This window comes from Sporomusa sp. GT1 (assembly GCF_014634905.1).
Classification (GTDB): Bacteria; Bacillota; Negativicutes; order Sporomusales; family Sporomusaceae; genus Sporomusa; species Sporomusa sphaeroides.
Genome location: NZ_BMBX01000011.1, coordinates 75,968 through 94,653, shown reverse-complemented (window position 1 = coordinate 94,653; position 18,686 = coordinate 75,968). Strand labels below are relative to the sequence as shown.

Sequence of the window (18,686 nt, the reverse complement as noted above, 5' to 3'; positions counted from 1 at the left end):
AACCGCAAAGACAATTATAATTTTTAATTTGTATTCATTCTCAATTCTTAACTCCCCGAAAAAATATTGACAACTTTTCCAAATTTTATCATAATAAGGATAATTATGTTGATGTTAATTTTCATTATCAGTTGTGATACTGCGAAACGGTTACATAGCTTTTTAATACTGGAATATGACGAAGCAAAATGAACGTCCCTTTGCTTCGTATATTAGCAGCGAGGCTACGCCGGATAAGAACAGGCTTAGTACCGATACACTGACCTATTCGGATATTGAGAATAAGGCGGAGTACAGTGCGAGCAGTGTTGGCGTTAATCTTGATACCCGGAAAGGTGCGGAAGCAAAGAACGCAGGCTTAACTCCTGATATTGGCATTCCCGTCTCCGGTGACGCCAGCAGCACTACGCACTCAGCTATTGCCCCCGGAACCATTGAAGTACGCTCCAATCCTGAGCAGAACTTATCAGACCTCAGTCGTAACCCAAGTGAAGCGTTGAATGCACTTGGTCAGATATTTGACAAGAAGACTGTTCAAGAACAACAGGAACTGGCTAAGGTATTTGGCGAAGTAGCGTTTAAGGAAATTGGTGATTATGCGCTCCGAATGCAGGAGAAAGCTACAACGCCAGAAGAAAAAGCCAAATGGGCAGATGGCGGAGAATATAAGGTATTCCTCCATACCGTTGCCGGTGGCCTCATGGCACAGCTTGGTGGAGGCAGCTTTACTTCCGGTGCGATGGGAGCAGCAGTAAATGAAGCCGTACAAAAAGCATTGGCAGAGAAATTTAAAGATAACCCTGCCATGCACCAATGGGCAAGTGCTGTTCTTGGAGCGGCTGCAGCGAAAGTAGTCGGCGGAAATGCGCAGACCGGAGCTAGTACAGCGGCTAGTGGTACGAAGAATAACTATTTGACTCACGAACAATATGTTAAGTATCAAGCGGATTTGGAGAAACTCAAAGCAGCGCTAGAAAATGGGGATATTACCCCAGAAAAATATAGTGAAGCTGTAAAAGATGTAGTAAGTTATTGGGCAGATATTGATAAGAAGCAAAATAAACAGTGGCTTGCAGATAATAACATAGAAGCAATATTGATAGACTTTGGTTCTATACAAATAGCTCTAGAAAAACATCAATATCAGCAAATGCTTATCGAATTAAGCAACAGTAAAAATGATGAAGAAACTGCCGCGATAAAAGAGAAATGGGGTAAGATATCTAACGAACAAATTGATAAGTGGGTTGCAATAGGAAAAGATCTTGGCTATAACTTGGATGGTAGTACAACCTCTTTGTTTCCCGAATTATCAACGGAAGTAGTAAATCTCAATAATCCATATACAGCATGGTTAGTAAAAACAGAAACTGAAAATGCATTATTTTGGGCAGAACTTTCTTTAAAATCGCAAGGAATTGACCCTAATGATCCAAGAAATGCACAATTATTAGTAACAGAAGTAGAAAAGCAGATACAAGTGACAAAAGAAGTACAGGATAGCGTTATGGCTTCTATTGGGGGTGGTTTAAAGGTTGTTGGGGGCGTAACGAGTAATGCTCCTAAATTAGTTAGCCTATATAGAGCTGTAGGGCCTAAAGAGTTTTATCAAGTCATGAAAACTAGTGAATTTACAGTTATTCCAAGTGGATTACAAGCAAAACAATTTGGACTAAGCTTTGAAGAAACTCTTAAATTTGCGGAAAAATACTCTGATATTGGTGCTGTTATTGAGGTTAAAGTATCAGCCAATATGCTAAATAAATTAGGCGATTTTACACAGGTTGATAAATTCATATTTAAGAATGGGACAGTCACTATTCAAGCAGACAAACTAGGTGAATTTAATAAAATCATTCAAGAGATTACTCATAAATATTGAGGAGTAGAAAATGCTGATTTTAGAAGCTAGAGTAAGTTTTGATCAACAAAGCGACAGTGCAAAAAGTTTATCTTACGGCTTAAGTACTAAAAATATAATAAGACCTTCCATTAATTTTGGTAATGATTTACTTTTCTCAGGTACAATAGTCGTTGATAAAAATGTTGATGTATTAATAAGCGGTAAAACTTATAATGTAATTATTGAAATGCCCACAATAGAGCAGGAGGCATACGAAGAAATTCAATCATTATTGTGTGTTGGTAGAGAGTTCAAAATACAAAATGCATCAAAAATAATAGGAAAAGGGACAATATCGAATTTTTTATATGAATAACAACGAAAGGTCAGTGGACATAAAAATCCACTGACCTCTCTTTTCTCTCAGGTGTCGTCTGGTGAACAAACAACAACTGGATAATGTTACCTATTGAAAATCAAATCTGATGAATCAGAAAGACTTTGACTCATTATTGCCACAAAACGGACAACTTCCTCCATAACCATTACCAGAACAATTGCCACAATAAGTACCGCCACATTCTTTGCATTTTTGTAAATCTCCACCACAAGGTGCATCAGAGTGGCAATTTGTAGAAGCAAGGGGACGTCAGGTTGTGCGAAAACTCCAGGTTAGTTGGGAAAATACTGAAAAAGTGGAGAGCATTAGCAATATTCTGCTATTATTTTGTTCCTAAATTCAATGTTAGTGCCTGTTTTTAATATCTAAGTGGTGAATGGAAATTATGGGAATTTGTTTTCGCACAGTCTGACGTTCATTTTGCTTCTTAAATCAAAATGTAAATGTAATAAGATAAATCTAAAACCGATAGGACTGGAGACAGAGATACTGTCTTATCGAAAAAATGATTTGAATTAAGACAATTCCACCGTCCCTTGTCCCCTGCTGTGTTTCATGTCTTGTAACAATACACCTACTTTGAGATTTCCCCGACCGGCTCACCCTTTATTGCCGGTTTCGATATTGTTACTGGTTCCGGCTTTACCTTTACGTTGAGCAAAACAATGGCCGTCACGACGAGACACATGCCAATAAACCCCCAAATCGTCGGCACTTCCTTGAACAGCAGCAATCCGAATATTGTTGCCATTACGGATTCTGTCGCCAACATGACGGCTGCCTTGCCTGTCTCCACGTACTTCAACCCCTCAAGATACGACAAGTTCGGGATCAAGGTCGTAACCACGGCAAGGGACATCATCAGCAGAACGGCCATAGCCCCGCCTGTCTTCACCGCACCGGCAATCTGACCGAAATCAGCTAAAAGTACACAGGGAACTCATTGAAGAAGCGGACAAAAATCCCCTGAGCCCCCCAACACGAGCCCGCAAGAATGATGAAAAGCGGTGCAAACCGGTGCTGCAATCAGTCGCCCACCTTTGCAACAATCCATTCTTTTTTGACCTGCCACAGACCTGCCTGCATATCCGGATACAGGCAGGATCCGGTCGCCTTTACCTTTTGGTCATAGCGAAACAGATTTTGCCAGCTGTCCCGGCACTCTTTTTTGAGGTGGGGGTAAAAGGGGGTTGTGTGTATATCCCCTGCGTAACGAATGCCATAGCGAGCTAGCTTTTCAGCAAATAGAGCTTCCTCTGCTGCTGATTCACCAATATAGTTAAGGTTCAGTATCTTGTTCCAGTCGCTCATCCGAAAAAATACCGCACTCGCAAGGGGAACGCTGAGCTTCAGTATTTGATGGCCGGGATGACGTTCCAGGTATTTTATATCACAAAAAGACCAGACAGCCGATTCGGCTTGCTGCGGTTTGGGAACAATACGCTGCGCATGTTCAGTATACCAGGCATATGCCTGGAGAAACACAGCAGATACTTCGGCATATTTCCGGGAAATGTACTCTAGTTTAACATAATGATGCCCATGCGCCAAGAGGTTGGCGACTACTTCATCTGTCTGGGCTGTGTACAGTGTTATCTGGTTATGCTGACAATCCATTCTTTCTTCAACTCCCATATAGTTCCCACCCTGGCTTCAGTCAAAACGATACTCTCGTCAAATAGTCGATCCCAGCTTTTAATGATCTTTTGTCTGATATTGGGGTAGAAAGGTTTCATATAAGCAGTACAATCGTCAACTCCATAACGGCGCAGGAGTGCCGCATGTTCTTGTTCATCCTGTGCATCAGCAGGGATATACATATAGTTGACGATCCGGCCCCATTTATCAAAATCCATGGTAATAAGCTGATCTTCGTCTACCAGGATTTCTATCTGCACATTGCCAGGACTGTTCGCTATTTTTTCTTCCTCTGCTAAAGACACCCAGATAGGGTATTGTACATCTTGAGGAGGCATAACCAACTTGCTTGCTGCTGAATAATACCAATTGTATACATCCAGGTACAGCGAGGCGTGTTCTTCCATTTTACCCACTATGTATTCTTTTTTTACGATATACCGGTCATTGGCTTCTAAATCTTTGAGGATGTTTTCATGTTGCTTTGTCCAAATTCTTATCTTATTCTTCATTTTGTTCTCCACCTAATTTCCTTAGTAGCCCACCCAGCCTAAATCTATAGTGTTCTTGTCGCGATATTTTCCGCCCAGCTTCGTTGTCGTCGCCTTACATATGTCCGATATGCGCGGCTCCTCCGCCTTGCTGGACGAAAAATCTCGCACAATTCATCCTATATCTTAGGCTTGGCGGACTACTAGTTGAATTTATATGTATTTTAGCACTTGTTTTTTAAACTAATCAACAAAACTAAAGCCTAAAAAATCTCTGCATTTTTGTGCTGTACAACCAACTTGTACTATTTTATACTATCTATAAAAAATATAGTGAGAGGCGAGGTAGCGCATTGACACTGAAACAATTTTATGAGAAGTTCAAAGAAAAACATCAGCTGACATTAATAGCTGGCGAAAAGGGTATTCATGCTTCTATTGAAGGCATCTATCTGTTAGAGGATTTGAATAATATTAAATTTCTGCGCGACAGAGGCTTGATTATTACAACCGGACTTGCCAACCATTATGACGACTACTGGCTTGAAGAACTCCTTTGTGCGGCGAGACGAAAAAGCGCAAGCGGTGTTATCCTATGTATGGGGGCTTATATTACCGAGATACCGCTTCCTCTTGTTGAATACTGCAACTATAACAATTTGCCGCTGCTTGTCATACCTTGGGACATATATATTGTTGATATTATGCAAGAATATTATGATGATTTTTTTAAAGAGAAACAACAAGGAGAATATTTTGGTAAAATATTCTCCAATGCGATGTTTAACAATACTATTGACAATGAATTTATTGCAGACCACGAGGATATGAAACCGTATTCTTATTCTACCTATGGGATTGTTGCTTTTAAAAATGTTGCTAAGGACACATTAACTGCCGTCCTGAATCAAACTGAGGAAAAATACCTGATTCTGACGAAAAAAACTACACTGTATGCCATTTTATATAACATAACTGAAAGCAATTTTTCGGCAGCAGCAGCTTTGCTGCATATGTCTCTAAGTACCGAGCCTGTTCATTATGGGATTGCCACTCTGGGACAGGGTATACACTCGCTATTTAACAAACGAATAGAAGCAGATAAAGCGTTGCAAGTAGCAATGGCTACCCGCAAGACTTACTGCTGCTATAATGAGTTAGGCCTTTATCGAATTATATTAGGTATTGCCGATGAGGCGATATTGGACGATTTATATACACAGTCGCTGAAGCCTGTTGTCGACTACGACAATGAGCATAATTCCAATTACTTAGAAATACTGCGCTATTATATCGAATTTAATTCCAGCGTCCAACGGGTTGCTGAACACACTTTTGCGCATCGAAATACCGTCAATTACAGTATTGGAAAAATCAAAAAAATACTCCAGAGCGATTTGTCTTCCATGGAAGAGCGTTGCCGGATTCAACTGGCATTTTGTCTTTATGACTTACAGCAGTGAAGCAGAAAGACGGTTATATTAGAAACGGCAAAGGTCAACGGACGCAAAAAATCCGCTGACCTCTGTCTCGCAGGTATCGTTTGATGATCAGAACAGGTAACTGGTGTGTTCGGGAAACCAGATTATTCCAAAGCAAAGTGAATGTTCCCCTGCTTCTTGCTCTTTCGCTGACTGCTTATATCGGGGATTTTGTCCAATACAGACATGTATTTTACAATCTGTGTGTAGATTGGACACTTGTGATATTCCTCTACATAGTTTTTTATTACATCTTTCAGTGGTTTTTCAGCATCCATAACAATTCCCTCCCATTGGTGTATTTTTGAATTTGTATGTATTTTAGCACTTGTTTTTTCGGCGTTCAATGAGATTGGAGCCTAAAAAAAACTCTGCTTTTTCGTGCTGCACAACCAACTGCTATTGATTTATACTATTTATAGTTTCAGTAAATGAAATGAGGGGTATATCATTGACGCTAAAACAATTTTATGAAAAGTTTCAAAAAAAGCACCAGCTAACACTACTAGCTGGTGAAAAGGGTATCTATGAGCCTGTCGAATGGGTTTATCTGCTAGAGGACCTGAATAATGTTAAATACCTGCGCGGCAGAGAGTTAATAATTACGACCGGGCTTGCCAACAATTATGACCGCTGGCTTGAAGAGTTCATTTATTCAGTACATAAAAAAGGGGTAAGCGGTATTATCTTATGTATTGGAACTTATATTAAGGATGTGCCGGATTCTCTTATTGAATACTGCAATGCCAATGGCTTGCCGCTGCTTATCATACCATGGGAAATACGCATGGTTGATATTATGCAGGATTACTATGATGATACTATTAAAGAGAAACAAGAAGCACAATATTTTAGCAAAATATTCTCCAGTGCCATGTTTGATAATCGGATTGATAATGCACTTATTGCTGAACATGAAGATATGGAGCAGTATGTCTATTCCACCTATGGAATTATCGCTTTTAAAAACATTGCTGCCGATAAATTAACTGCGGTGTTAAATCAAGTGGAACAAAAATATTTGATTTTGACGAAAAAAACGATACAGTATGCCATCCTGTATAACATAACCGAAAGCAATTTTTCGGCTGTAATAGCTTTCCTGCATAAGTCCTTAAGCACCGGGTCTATTCATTATGGCATTGCCGCTTTGGGGCAGGGCATACACTCGCTATTTGATAAACGAATAGAAGCAGATAAAGCCCTGCAAGTAGCAATGGCTACCCGCAAAACTTATTGCTTCTATAATGACTTAGGTTTGTATCAAATTATATTAGGTATTTCCAATGAGGCGATATTAGACAATTTATATGCGCAAACGCTGAAGCCTATTGTAGAGTACGACCAACAACACAAATCCAATTATTTAGAAACGCTGCGCTATTATATTGAATTTAACTCCAGTGTACAACTCATTGCTGAGCACACCTTTACCCATCGAAATACCATCAACTACCGTATTGCCAAAATCAAAAGCTTACTCCAGAGCGACTTGTCTTCCGCACAAGAGCGTTGCCGGATTCAACTGGCTTTTTGCCTTTATGATTTACGACAAGGATAATATACTTCCTCATGATATTATTGTTCATTACTGCCGGTGAAATAATCACCATTACAAGCCTTACACCTGCTATTAAATAAAACAAAGACTTGGCATAAGCCAAGTCTTTGTTTATTTGCTATATTTGCTCGAACTGGTCTTTGCCTACGCCGCAAACCGGGCATTGCCAGTCTTCCGATACATCGGCAAATGCTGTTCCCGGCTGAACGCCATGGTCCAGGTCGCCCTGATCCGGATCATACTCATAACCGCATACCATACATCTATACTTTTCCATTACTATCCACTCCTTATTAATAATAAACTACTTGTCTAATATTTTACTATTTTTACAAGAAGATTGCAAACAAAAGCTGCCAATAAGTACCTGTTCTTATTCATACACTTTCTTGCGAAAGAAATTGTACACCGCTTCAGCCGCAGGCAGCGTCATGCCGTTAACTTTCGTTAGTTCCGCTACCTCGGCGGCTTTAATTTTGGCCAGGCTGCCGAAATGATCCCACAGCGCTTTCCGGCGTTTGGCGCCAATGCCGGGGATATGGTCAAGCACTGACACCAGATTACGCTTGGACCGCAGTTTTCGGTGGTAGGTAATGGCAAAACGGTGGGCCTCGTCACGGATGCGCTGCACCAAATACAGCGACTGGGAATGCAGTGGCAGAATGAGCGGTTCGCTGATTCCTTCACGGAAGATATGTTCAAATTCCTTGGCAAGCCCCACTACCGTCACTTCTGTAAGCCCGGCAGCGCGAATAATGGGCAGGGCCGAGCTAAGCTGGCCTTTGCCGCCGTCGATAATAATCAAATCCGGCACAGGTCCTTTTTCGATTGCCTCGCGATAACGCCGCCCCACTACCTCCTGCATGGACTTAAAGTCATCCGGCTTGCCTTCAACGGTTTTTAACTTATAGCGGCGGTATTCATTCTTATTGGGCTGCCCGCCCTCAAACACCACCATCGATGCCACCGTTTCCGAACCTTGGATGTGGGAAATGTCAAAACACTCAATCCGTTCAGGCGCACCCGGCAAACCCAGGTACTGTCCAAGCTCGGCTGCGGCGCCGGCCGTCTTGCCGGCATCGGCTTCCAGCCGCACCGCCTGTTCTTCCAGTACGGTAGCCGCGTTGCCTGCCGCCATATTGACCAAATCTTTCTTCGTGCCTCGTTTTGGGGTTTCTACCTGTACCCGCCCGCCTTTGACACCGCTCAGCCACTCGGCTAAAAGATGCTGCTCCGCCAGCGCCAGCGGCAGCAGGATTTCCCGGGGAATAAAGGCAGCCTGGCTGTAGTACTGTTTAACAAAGGCTTCCAGGATAGTCTGGTCGGTTTCATCCTCGCCGCCTGTCAGCATGAAGTGATCCCGTCCCACCATTTTGCCGCTGCGAATAAAGAATACCTGGGCACAAATCCCGGCAGCCGACCTGGCCAAGCCAATGGCATCCTGATCGCCGCTGCCTGTTACCATGTTTTGTTTTTCAATAATTTTCTCGACAGCCGCAAGCTGGTCGCGCAGCCTGGCAGCCTGTTCAAACTCCAGGTCTTCCGCCGCTTGTCCCATGGCCTGCTTAAGCTGTTTAACAACCGCGTCACTGCGGCCTTCCAGGAACAGGCCCACGGCTTTAATCATCGCGCCGTAGGTTTCCTGATCCACTTTCCCGGCACAGGGAGCCAGGCAGCGTTTAATATGGTGTTCCAGGCAAGGACGCTTGGAGTCAAGCTGGCGGCAGGAACGCAGCGGGAACAAGTTTTTTAAGAGCTTGAGCGTTTCGTGCACCGCGCCGGCACTGGTGTACGGCCCGAAATACCTGGCGCCGTCTTTTACCACCTTGCGGGTGGCATATACCCGGGGATAGTCTTCTTTCGTCACCTTAATATAGGGGTAGCTTTTGTCGTCCCGTAGGCTGATATTGTACTTGGGACGATGTTTTTTTATCAGATTGCACTCCAGTATCAGGGCTTCAATCTCAGAAGCAGTAATGATATACTCCAGGTCGGCAATCCTCGCCACCAAAGCAATTACTTTGGGCGAATGATTACGGCTTGACTGAAAATAGGAGCGCACCCGGTTTTTCAAATTAATGGCTTTGCCGACATAGATAATCCGGTTTTTCCCGTCTTTCATCAGATAGACGCCAGGCTTGTCAGGCAACAATGCCAGTTTTTCCTCAACTGCAGGAGATATTACAGAAATGGCCGGACACCTCCTTTACTCACGCTGCTGCCGCGGCCCGCGCGCCAGGATGGGGGCTAAATACTGACCGGTGTACGATTTCGCCACAGCTACCACCTGCTCCGGTGTACCCTGCGCAACAATGGTGCCGCCCCGGTTGCCGCCCTCCGGCCCCAGGTCAATAATATAATCAGCGGTTTTAATTACATCCAGGTTGTGTTCAATAACCACAACCGTATCGCCGCCGTCAACCAGCCGCTGCAGCACCTCCAGCAGGCGGTGAATATCGGCGGTATGCAAACCGGTAGTGGGCTCATCCAGAATATACAGCGTTTTGCCGGTACTGCGCCGTGCCAGTTCGGTGGCCAGCTTAACCCGCTGCGCCTCGCCGCCCGACAATTGGGTCGCAGGCTGACCAAGCTTGATATACCCCAGGCCCACATCCTTCATAATCTGCAGCTTGCGGTGAATCTTGGGGAGATTCTGGAAAAATTCAACCGCTTCGTCGACCACCATGTCCAGAACCTGGGCAATGCTTTTCCCCTTGTAGTGGACTTCCAGCGTCTCACGGTTGTAGCGGGCTCCCTTGCACACTTCACAAGGCACATAGACATCAGGCAAAAAGTGCATTTCAATCTTAATAATGCCGTCACCTTTGCAGGCTTCGCAACGGCCGCCTTTGACATTAAAGCTGAAGCGGCCCGGACGGTAGCCCCGCATCTTGGCTTCTGACGTCTGGCTGAACAGTTCCCGGATGCTGTCAAACAAACTGGTATAGGTCGCCGGATTGGAGCGCGGTGTCCGGCCAATAGGCGACTGGTCGATATCAATAATTTTATCAATATATTCCAGACCGCGAATACTGTCATGGTCTCCCGGCCGTGCGCGGCTGGCACGATACAGCTGACTGACCAGGCCCTTATATAAAATTTCGTTGACCAGCGTGCTTTTGCCAGAACCCGACACCCCGGTAACAGCGGTAAACACGCCTAACGGGAACCGGACATTGACCTTTTTGAGGTTGTTTTCCTTAGCTCCGATAACCTCCAGCCATTTGCCGTTTGGCTGACGGCGCTCGGCCGGTACGGGAATGGCTTTGCGTCCGCTTAAATACTGGCCTGTTACCGAGTCTTCGCAGGCTTTGATGTCATCGACAGTACCTGCGGCGACAATATTGCCGCCGTGCGCACCGGCAGCCGGGCCAATGTCGATAATATGATCGGCGGTATACATGGTATCTTCATCATGTTCCACCACCAGCAGCGTATTTCCCAGATTGCGCAAATGCTTCAGCGTGTCCAGGAGACGGTTGTTGTCGCGCTGGTGCAGGCCGATGCTGGGCTCATCCAGAATGTACAGCACCCCGACCAAGCCTGAACCAATTTGCGTTGCCAGCCGGATGCGCTGAGCTTCACCGCCGGAAAGCGTACCGGCAGCCCGGTCAAGCGTCAGGTAATCCAGGCCGACATTGAGCAAAAAGCCCAGACGGGCATTAATCTCTTTTAATATCTGGTTGGCAATGACTTTTTCCCGCTCAGTAAGCTCCAGCTTGCTGAAAAAGGCTTGGGACTCAGCCACCGTCAGGCGGGTGATTTCATAAATATTTTTGCCGCCAACCCTGATGGCCAGCGCTTCCGGCTTAAGTCTTGCCCCTTTGCACGCCGGGCAGGGCTTGGAGCTCATGTATTCTTCAATTTCTTCCCTGGACCAGTCGGAAGTGGACTCACGGTGCCGCCGGGAAAGCATCGGCAATACCCCTTCAAACACCGAGTAATAGGTTTTGGTTTCGCCATACATATTATCATAACGGAAAGTGAATTTCTCAGCCCCGCCGCCATGAAGAATAATCTCCTTCAGATCATCAGGGGTATTTTCCCAGGTGTCATACAGGGTTTTGCCATAGCGTTCCAACACGGCTTCCAGCTGGCACATGAAATAGGAATTGGTATTCTTGCTCAAGGCCGCAATAGCCCCGTCAATAAAAGACTTGCCCGGATCAGGAATGACCAGCGCCTGGTCTATTTCCAGGTTGTTGCCGAGACCGGTGCAGTCCGGGCAGGCGCCAAAAGGATTGTTAAAAGAAAACATCCGCGGGGCAATCTCCGGCAGGCTGATACTGCAATCCACACAGGCAAAATTCTGGCTGAATATCAGTTCGTTGGTGCCGCCGGTATCGACAGTAAGAATGCCGCCGCCCAGTTCAAGCGCAGTTTCAATAGAGTCGGCCAGACGGGTAGCAATCCCGTCACGCACCACAATGCGGTCTACCACGACTTCGATGGTATGTTTCTTGTGCCGCTCCAGCTTAATCTCATCCGTAACATCACGGACCTCGCCGTCCACCCGCACCCGGACATAGCCTTGCTTGCCGATATCCTCCAGGACTTTCTGGTGCTCGCCTTTCTTCCCGCGAATTACCGGTGCCATAATGCTCAGTCGGGCACCCTCGCCCAAAGCCAGCAATTGGTCGACTATCTGTTCCACCGTCTGCTGCGCAATAGGCTTGCCGCATTTGGGACAATACGGGCGTCCGGCCCGGGCAAACAGCAGGCGAAGATAATCATAAATCTCAGTAACGGTCCCCACGGTGGAACGCGGGTTGCGGCTGGTGGTCTTTTGGTCAATGGATATCGCCGGCGATAAGCCTTCGATATAGTCGACATCCGGTTTGTCCATCTGGCCCAGAAACTGCCGGGCATAGGCGGACAATGACTCCACATAGCGCCGCTGCCCTTCGGCATAAATGGTATCAAACGCCAGTGATGATTTGCCTGAGCCGCTCAGCCCGGTAATAACCACCAGTTGGTCGCGTGGAATAGTTATGTCAATGTTTTTTAAATTGTGTTGTCTGGCACCTTTAATGATAATACTGTCTGTCATGCTTGTCTTATTCCCCTCTTTTAACTACTGCATATTAATGGATAGCAATTATTCGTTTTATATTATACCAGTATCTTAATGATAATGGTAGCATCTTGTCAGCGTAAAATTACAAAGCGACCCGGAATTATCCAGGGGGCTTACTCGCTCGCCTGTGCCCGTATGGGTATAACTCCCGCTTTTAGAAGCGGGAGTCTTATAGCGAGTTTAGCCAGCGGATAAGGGCAACAGGAGCTGCTACTTCTTCCTGGCTTTATTCGTCTTACTGCCGGTTTTGCCGGCTGTTTTGCCTTTACCTGTTCCACCCCCGGCTTTTTGCCGGAGTTCGACAATCATATCTCTAAGTTCAGCCGCCCGCTCAAATTCGAGCTGTCTGGAGGCCTGACGCATTTCTTTCTCCAAATTGTCCGCCAAGTCCAGCATATCGGCACGCTGCATATTGCCAATACGGTCGGCTTTATATTCAGCCGGAGTTTCGGCAACCCTGGTGGTTTCGATAAGTTCTTTAACCCGTTTTTCAATGGTTTTCGGCGTAATCCCATGCTTGGTATTATAAGCCATCTGAATCTCGCGGCGTCGTTCGGTCTCACCCATCGCCCGCCGCATGGAGTCGGTGATGGTATCGGCATACATAATAACCTTGCCATGGACATTACGGGCAGCGCGGCCGATGGTCTGTACCAGCGAGGTCTCCGAACGCAGGAAACCCTCTTTGTCGGCATCCAGGATAGCGACAAGCGATACTTCCGGCATATCCAGGCCTTCCCTGAGCAGGTTGATACCGACAAGCACATCATGCACCCCGGCCCGCAAATCCCGGATAATCTCCACCCGTTCGATTGTCGCAATATCGGAATGGAGATAGGTTACTTTGATGCCCATGCCTTTTAGATATTCTGTCAGGTTTTCCGCCATCTTCTTGGTCAGGGTAGTAACCAGCACCCGCTCATTGGCGGCTGTGCGCAGCTTGATTTCATCCAGCAAATCGTCCATCTGCCCTTTGATGGGACGTACTTCAATTTCAGGATCAATAAGTCCGGTTGGCCGGATAATTTGCTGGGCTACCTGACTGGCTGCCTTCAGTTCATAAGCAGCCGGTGTGGCCGAAACATAGACAATCTGATTAATCCGCTCGACAAACTCATCAAAGGTCAGCGGCCGGTTATCGAACGCCGAGGGTAAACGGAAGCCATTTTCAACCAGCGATTCTTTGCGTGAACGGTCGCCGGCATACATGGCCCTAATCTGGGGCAGGGTAACATGAGATTCGTCAATAACAATCAGAAAATCCTCCGGAAAATAATCCACCAGCGTATAGGGAGACTCTCCCGGCTGACGCTGGGTCAGGTGGCGGGAGTAATTTTCGATGCCTGAACAATAGCCCATTTCCAGCATCATTTCCAGGTCATAGCGGGTGCGCTGCTCCAGGCGCTGGGCCTCCAGCAGCTTATTGCCGGCCCGCAGAGAGGCCAGGCGGTCATCTAGTTCGGCTTCAATGTCCTGCACTGCCCGCAGCATGTTTTCCCGGGAGGTAACATAGTGAGAGGCCGGATAAACCGCAATATGTTTCCTTTCCCCGACAATTTCACCAGTCAGGGTGTCAATCTCCAAAATACGTTCCACTTCATCGCCGAACAATTCGACCCGCAAAGCCTTTTCCCCGTAGGCTGCCGGGAAAATTTCCACAACATCACCACGGACCCGGAAGGTTCCCCGGGTAAAATTGTAATCATTGCGCTCATACTGGATATCGACAAGCTTACGCAGGATTTCGTCCCTGTCTTTTAGCTGACCCTGCCGCAGCGACAGCACCAGCCCCCGGTATTCATCCGGCGAACCCAAACCATAAATGCAGGAAACACTGGCCACGATAATAACATCCCGCCGTTCAAACAGCGAACTGGTGGCCGAGTGGCGCAGCTTATCAATTTCATCATTGATGGAAGCGTCTTTTTCTATATAGGTATCGGTCTGCGCAATATAGGCCTCAGGCTGATAATAGTCATAATAGCTGACAAAATATTCAACAGCATTATTGGGGAAAAACTCCTTAAACTCACTGGCCAGCTGGGCGGCCAGGGTTTTGTTATGGGCTATGACCAAAGTCGGCTTTTGTACAGCCTCAATAACTTTGGCCATAGTAAAGGTCTTACCGGTACCGGTAGCTCCCAGCAGCACCTGAGCGGCATCACCCTGTTTGATGCCTTCAGCCAATTGGACAATAGCTGCCGGCTGATCACCTGTCGGCACGAAGGGCGCTTCCACCTTGAACGGAATACTGCCCTCATGGTGGACGGTATTGAGTTTTGGTACGGTTGCCATAGTTATCACCTATCTTACTTTATAAATAAATGGAGACTTGATGCAGATGAGGCTCCAACCCCATCTGCATCCCCGTCAGATAAGAAAGTTTTTCATAAATATCACTATCCAGAACATATGTTTGCTTTATTTTTATTATAGCACGCACATATGTTCTGGTCAAATATCTCAGCATTTCAAAGTCTTCTCAATTTATCCCGGACCCAGTCAAACAGTCCATAGCGTTCCTCTGTCATCACGGCGTAAAACTGTTCATCTCCGTCGGGGACCAAAATTACCCCCAAACGGCGCTCGCCGCGCTTGAATTTAATAGTTTTAACCTGCGTGGTCCCTTCACGTTCAAACACAAGCTCAAAGCGTTCCGGCGCTTGAGCGAGAGCCACTGCCAGGTCATAACGGCTGTTGATGGTAAAGCCTGCAATATGGGTAATAATATCTCCCGGCGCCAGCACCCTGGCTGCCGGTGCATCAACAACCGTATCAAGCGTCATTACGCCATACGGCGGCGGAACAAAACGGGGAGGAGCGTCCATCTCGCGCCGGTTGTCACGCTGAATAAGAAATTCATGCCCGAGGGGCGACAGTACGGCGGCAATGGCCTGAAGCCAGGTGTATTTAGCCGATAATATGGCAAGCACCAGCAGCACGATACTGTAGGCAGCCAAATGCAATGCCGATTGCCGCCGCCGCTGCTGCGGCAGGCTGGCAATGGCCATATCGGCATAACCAAGGGCGGCTACCACCGGTGCCATAACATAAACCCAGGCCGAACCGGCCGGTGCTTCCTGCACTAACGGCAGCAGCGGCCACCAGTCCGGCATGTTGAGGATGCCACCGGTTCCGGTACCTGTGGGAACAGCCACCGCGGCCAGGATAACCAGCGGCAAAGGCCAGAAGTTTTGCAGACTGAAGGCGCCGACCAAGGTGCCATCGCTCTTTTTAATAATCATCGGCATGGAGCTGTAACCGCCGCTGACGGCAATTAACAAGCTCTCGGTTATATGCAGTACGGCAACCAGCGACAATACCTGCGGCACATTGACCTCAGGCCAGCCAAACAATACATTGGACAAAGCCACCAAACCACCGGCATAGGCAAAGCACAAAAACCGCATGTTAATCAGCATAAGTGCCAGCGCCACCGGCCAAATGTAGGCAAGACCAAGTTGGTTGATGGTGACACCGACAAGGGTCAGCAGCCAGCTGGCCGCTATGCCGCCAAGCAGGCCGTAAGCCCCGGCCAGCATAATCTGCTGGGTCAGCGAGTAGTTGTATACGCCAAACATTTGGAGCTGACGTTTTTGCATCTGCCAGTACTGATAACCAACCAGCGCCAGGATCAGCCAAAAGTTAAAATTAAATACGATACCTACAGCACCGCGAACAATAAGCAGCATAATATCAGACCATGGAAACAACTTGTCCTCACCTCAATGAACAATAAGGTTGGTTTATATATATAAACCAACCTCACCTTTTATTATAATTTGCTTTGCAAAACCTCAAGCGCCTTTTCAAGCTGTACATCTTTGTCTTTGGTCTCAGGCAGTTCAATAGTAATGTCCGGTTCAATACCTACCCCGTTAATGGAGCGGTCTTTTGGCGTCAGGTATTTGGCAATGGTCAGTTTGACAGCCGAAGCTTCATCAAGCCGAATAACCGTTTGAACAGAACCTTTGCCATAGGTTTTGGTGCCAATCAGGGTGCCGACACCGGTATCCTGGACAGCTCCGGCTACAATTTCGGAAGCACTGGCACTGCCGCCGTTAACCAGAACAGCTACCGGATATTTCGGTACTGCCAGGTTAGAGGAATGCGTCTCCCGCTGCCCGTCCCGGGTAACTACCGAAACCACCGGACCTTTGGGTACAAGCTGGCTGGCCACTTCAACACTTTCGTTCAGGAGGCCGCCCGGATTGTCCCGCAAATCCAGTACGATTGCCTTCATCCCTTGTTTCTCAAGTTCCTGCAGCTTATGAATAAAATCGTCACCGGTATTTTCGTTAAACATGGATATGCGAATATAGCCAATATGATTATCCATCATTTTTCCGGCAACTGTCTTAATCTGGATGTTTGAACGGGTTAAGGTATAGTCTTGGGTATCCTCACCGCGCTTAATGGTCAGGACCACCTTACTGCCTTCCGGCCCGCGGATTTTATTGACGGCTTCGTCCAGGGCCAGATCTTTGGTATCCTGGCCGTCTATTTTGATGATCTGGTCACCGCTCTTAATGCCGGCTTTTTCACCAGGGGTTCCTTCAATGGGGGCTACCACGGTAAGCAGTTTATCTTTGGTGCCAATAACAATACCGACACCGCCGAAAGAGCCTTCTGTCTCAATCATGAAATCCTTAAACATCTTGTTGTCCATATAGATGGAGTGCGGATCATTCAGGGAGTTGACCATTCCCTTGATTGACCCGGCCATCAGGGTGTCAACAGACACATCCTCGACATACCGTGACTTAACGACCTGCAATGCACGTAGCACTCTGAGCGTGCTCACAACATCAGATGACCAGGCATTCATCAAATATAAGAAGCCGGCAGATGTAGCCAAAAATGTCATCAAAACCAAAAGTACTGCGCCAAAAAGTATTTTACGGCGGCTCAATCAACACACCTCGCAAGAGTCGCGGGTTGGATGGATACAGGGTTCTGCGCATTCGCAGAACCCGGCAGCCGCCTCGCTCCGGACTACGCCTTTTTTCATTTCATCCTTTTAACTATATGTCAAAATGGCTGTAAATATTCTAATACTCCTCTAGGGCAAATATCCCATCGGACTGACCGGCGAACCATTTTCCCGTACTTCAAAATGCAGGTGCGGGCCGGTCGAGTAACCGGTCGAACCGCAGCGGGAAATTGTCTGGCCTTTATATACCCGGTAGCCTTCCTCCACCAGCAGTTCGGAGTTATGAGCATACAGGGTTGATATGCCGCCGCCGTGATCAATAATAACAGCCTTGCCATAACCGCCCATCCAGCCGCTGAAAATAACAGTACCGTTGTCGGCTGCAGCAATGGCGTCGCCATAGTCGGCGCCAATATCAATACCGCTGTGGAAACGCTGGGTGCCAAAAATCGGATGGGTCCGCCAGCCGAAGGGGGAAGTAATCGGACCGGAAGCCGGCCATAAGAGTGCGCCGGTGCCTTCGACAGCACCGCCCTTCTGACTGCGGCGAATCATTTGTTCAATTTGGCGGGAAGTTTCCATAAGTTCCTGATACGCGCGCTCAGCAGTATCGCGTTCACTCACCGCATCATCCAGAACCTTTTCCCGGTCATTTTTCCTGGCTTCAATAATGGCTTTTTTGGCAGCAGCCTCGGCTTTAAGCTCAGTAATAGCGGCTTTATCCCGCTCCAGCTCAGCCCGCTTCTGCACTACCAGCTCGCGCTCGGCCTTTACCTGGGCAACCAGTGTCATATCAAGGTTAACCACCCGCTTCAACAAATCGGCTCTGGTGGTAAAATCGACAAAATCGGCTGCGCCAAACAGTACATCAAGATAATTGACTTGTCCATTCTTATAAATATCCCGCATCCGCTTGTTAAGAATTTGGCTGCGCTCAGCCAGATTCTTCTCCACCTTAGCCAATAATTCCGTATTAAGCTCGATTTGCTGTTCTGTGGCTTCCAGTTTGGCTAAGATTGATTTATAATCGGCGGCAGCAGCATCCAAATCTCCCTGGATCAGCCGCAATTGGTCTGATACGCTGTCTACCTGCTGCTGTGCCTGCGCAACCTTGCTTTGCTGCGCCTCCATCTGCCGTTGAATCGTTTGCAGTTCACGCTGCTTCTGGTCAAGCTCATCCGCCAGCGCGGTTCCCAGCACACTAATGCCCAGAACAACGGCCAGCCCTGCCGATAAAATTCGTTTACTTGGCAAAATTCTCC

15 protein-coding genes are annotated in these 18,686 nt (G+C 47.0%); 4 read left to right on the top strand and 11 right to left on the bottom strand.

The window, feature by feature from the left end:
• The first annotated feature begins 175 nt into the window (after nt 1-175).
• Both GT1_RS13515 and GT1_RS13510 read left to right on the top strand, forming a co-directional pair.
• Entirely contained in the window at nt 176-1,882 is a 1,707-nt protein-coding gene (locus GT1_RS13515) for a hypothetical protein (RefSeq protein WP_223226255.1), read from the top strand.
• A 10-nt stretch (nt 1,883-1,892) separates the two neighbouring features.
• The gene (locus GT1_RS13510) at nt 1,893-2,219 is read left to right on the top strand and encodes a hypothetical protein (RefSeq protein ID WP_188399202.1); all 327 of its coding nucleotides are present in this window, start codon (nt 1,893-1,895) and stop codon (nt 2,217-2,219) included.
• 598 nt (nt 2,220-2,817) lie between these two features.
• Here the strand turns inward: GT1_RS13510 and GT1_RS13505 are convergent.
• From GT1_RS13505 to GT1_RS13495, 3 genes are all read right to left on the bottom strand, one after another.
• Entirely contained in the window at nt 2,818-3,120 is a 303-nt protein-coding gene (locus GT1_RS13505) for a DMT family transporter (RefSeq protein ID WP_188399201.1), read from the bottom strand.
• Between the two features lie 149 nt (nt 3,121-3,269).
• Entirely contained in the window at nt 3,270-3,878 is a 609-nt protein-coding gene (locus GT1_RS13500) for a DUF3841 domain-containing protein (RefSeq protein WP_075757390.1), read from the bottom strand.
• The gene (locus GT1_RS13495) at nt 3,836-4,393 is read right to left on the bottom strand and encodes a DUF3841 domain-containing protein (protein WP_188399200.1); all 558 of its coding nucleotides are present in this window, start codon (nt 4,391-4,393) and stop codon (nt 3,836-3,838) included. Before GT1_RS13495 ends, GT1_RS13500 begins: the two co-directional genes overlap by 43 nt.
• A gap of 332 nt (nt 4,394-4,725) precedes the next feature.
• Between GT1_RS13495 and GT1_RS13490 the strand changes: the two genes are divergently transcribed.
• The gene (locus tag GT1_RS13490; protein WP_188399199.1) at nt 4,726-5,835 is read left to right on the top strand and encodes a PucR family transcriptional regulator ligand-binding domain-containing protein; all 1,110 of its coding nucleotides are present in this window, start codon (nt 4,726-4,728) and stop codon (nt 5,833-5,835) included.
• 122 nt (nt 5,836-5,957) lie between these two features.
• On the opposite strand, the gene GT1_RS13485 is transcribed toward GT1_RS13490, so the two are convergent.
• A complete protein-coding gene (locus tag GT1_RS13485; RefSeq protein ID WP_188399198.1) occupies nt 5,958-6,131 on the bottom strand; it encodes a hypothetical protein in 174 nt (57 codons plus the stop codon).
• A 173-nt stretch (nt 6,132-6,304) separates the two neighbouring features.
• Here GT1_RS13485 and GT1_RS13480 point away from each other — a divergent pair, with 173 nt between their 5' ends.
• On the top strand, nt 6,305-7,414 hold the full coding sequence (locus GT1_RS13480; RefSeq protein ID WP_188399197.1) for a PucR family transcriptional regulator: 1,110 nt from the start codon (nt 6,305-6,307) through the stop codon (nt 7,412-7,414).
• Between the two features lie 118 nt (nt 7,415-7,532).
• Here the strand turns inward: GT1_RS13480 and rd are convergent, their stop codons facing one another.
• From rd to GT1_RS13445, 7 genes are all read right to left on the bottom strand, one after another.
• Entirely contained in the window at nt 7,533-7,691 is a 159-nt protein-coding gene (gene rd, locus GT1_RS13475; protein ID WP_075757385.1) for a rubredoxin, read from the bottom strand.
• A 96-nt stretch (nt 7,692-7,787) separates the two neighbouring features.
• On the bottom strand, nt 7,788-9,596 hold the full coding sequence (uvrC, locus tag GT1_RS13470) for an excinuclease ABC subunit UvrC (protein ID WP_188399242.1): 1,809 nt from the start codon (nt 9,594-9,596) through the stop codon (nt 7,788-7,790).
• A gap of 24 nt (nt 9,597-9,620) precedes the next feature.
• Nucleotides 9,621-12,464 carry an excinuclease ABC subunit UvrA gene (uvrA, locus tag GT1_RS13465; protein ID WP_188399196.1) on the bottom strand — a complete coding sequence of 948 codons (2,844 nt, stop codon included), beginning with the start codon at nt 12,462-12,464 and terminating at the stop codon, nt 9,621-9,623.
• Between the two features lie 237 nt (nt 12,465-12,701).
• Nucleotides 12,702-14,786: an excinuclease ABC subunit UvrB gene (gene uvrB / locus GT1_RS13460; RefSeq protein WP_075757382.1), complete on the bottom strand. Its 2,085-nt coding sequence runs from the start codon at nt 14,784-14,786 to the stop codon at nt 12,702-12,704.
• A 176-nt stretch (nt 14,787-14,962) separates the two neighbouring features.
• Complete coding sequence (locus GT1_RS13455; RefSeq protein ID WP_075757381.1) at nt 14,963-16,204, bottom strand: trypsin; 1,242 nt, start codon at nt 16,202-16,204, stop codon at nt 14,963-14,965.
• Between the two features lie 62 nt (nt 16,205-16,266).
• Nucleotides 16,267-17,403, bottom strand: coding sequence for a S41 family peptidase (locus GT1_RS13450; RefSeq protein WP_075757380.1), 1,137 nt, complete (start codon nt 17,401-17,403; stop codon nt 16,267-16,269).
• A 150-nt stretch (nt 17,404-17,553) separates the two neighbouring features.
• Nucleotides 17,554-18,681, bottom strand: a complete 1,128-nt coding sequence (locus GT1_RS13445; RefSeq protein WP_188399241.1) for a murein hydrolase activator EnvC — start codon at nt 18,679-18,681, stop codon at nt 17,554-17,556.
• Nucleotides 18,682-18,686 lie beyond the last annotated feature (5 nt).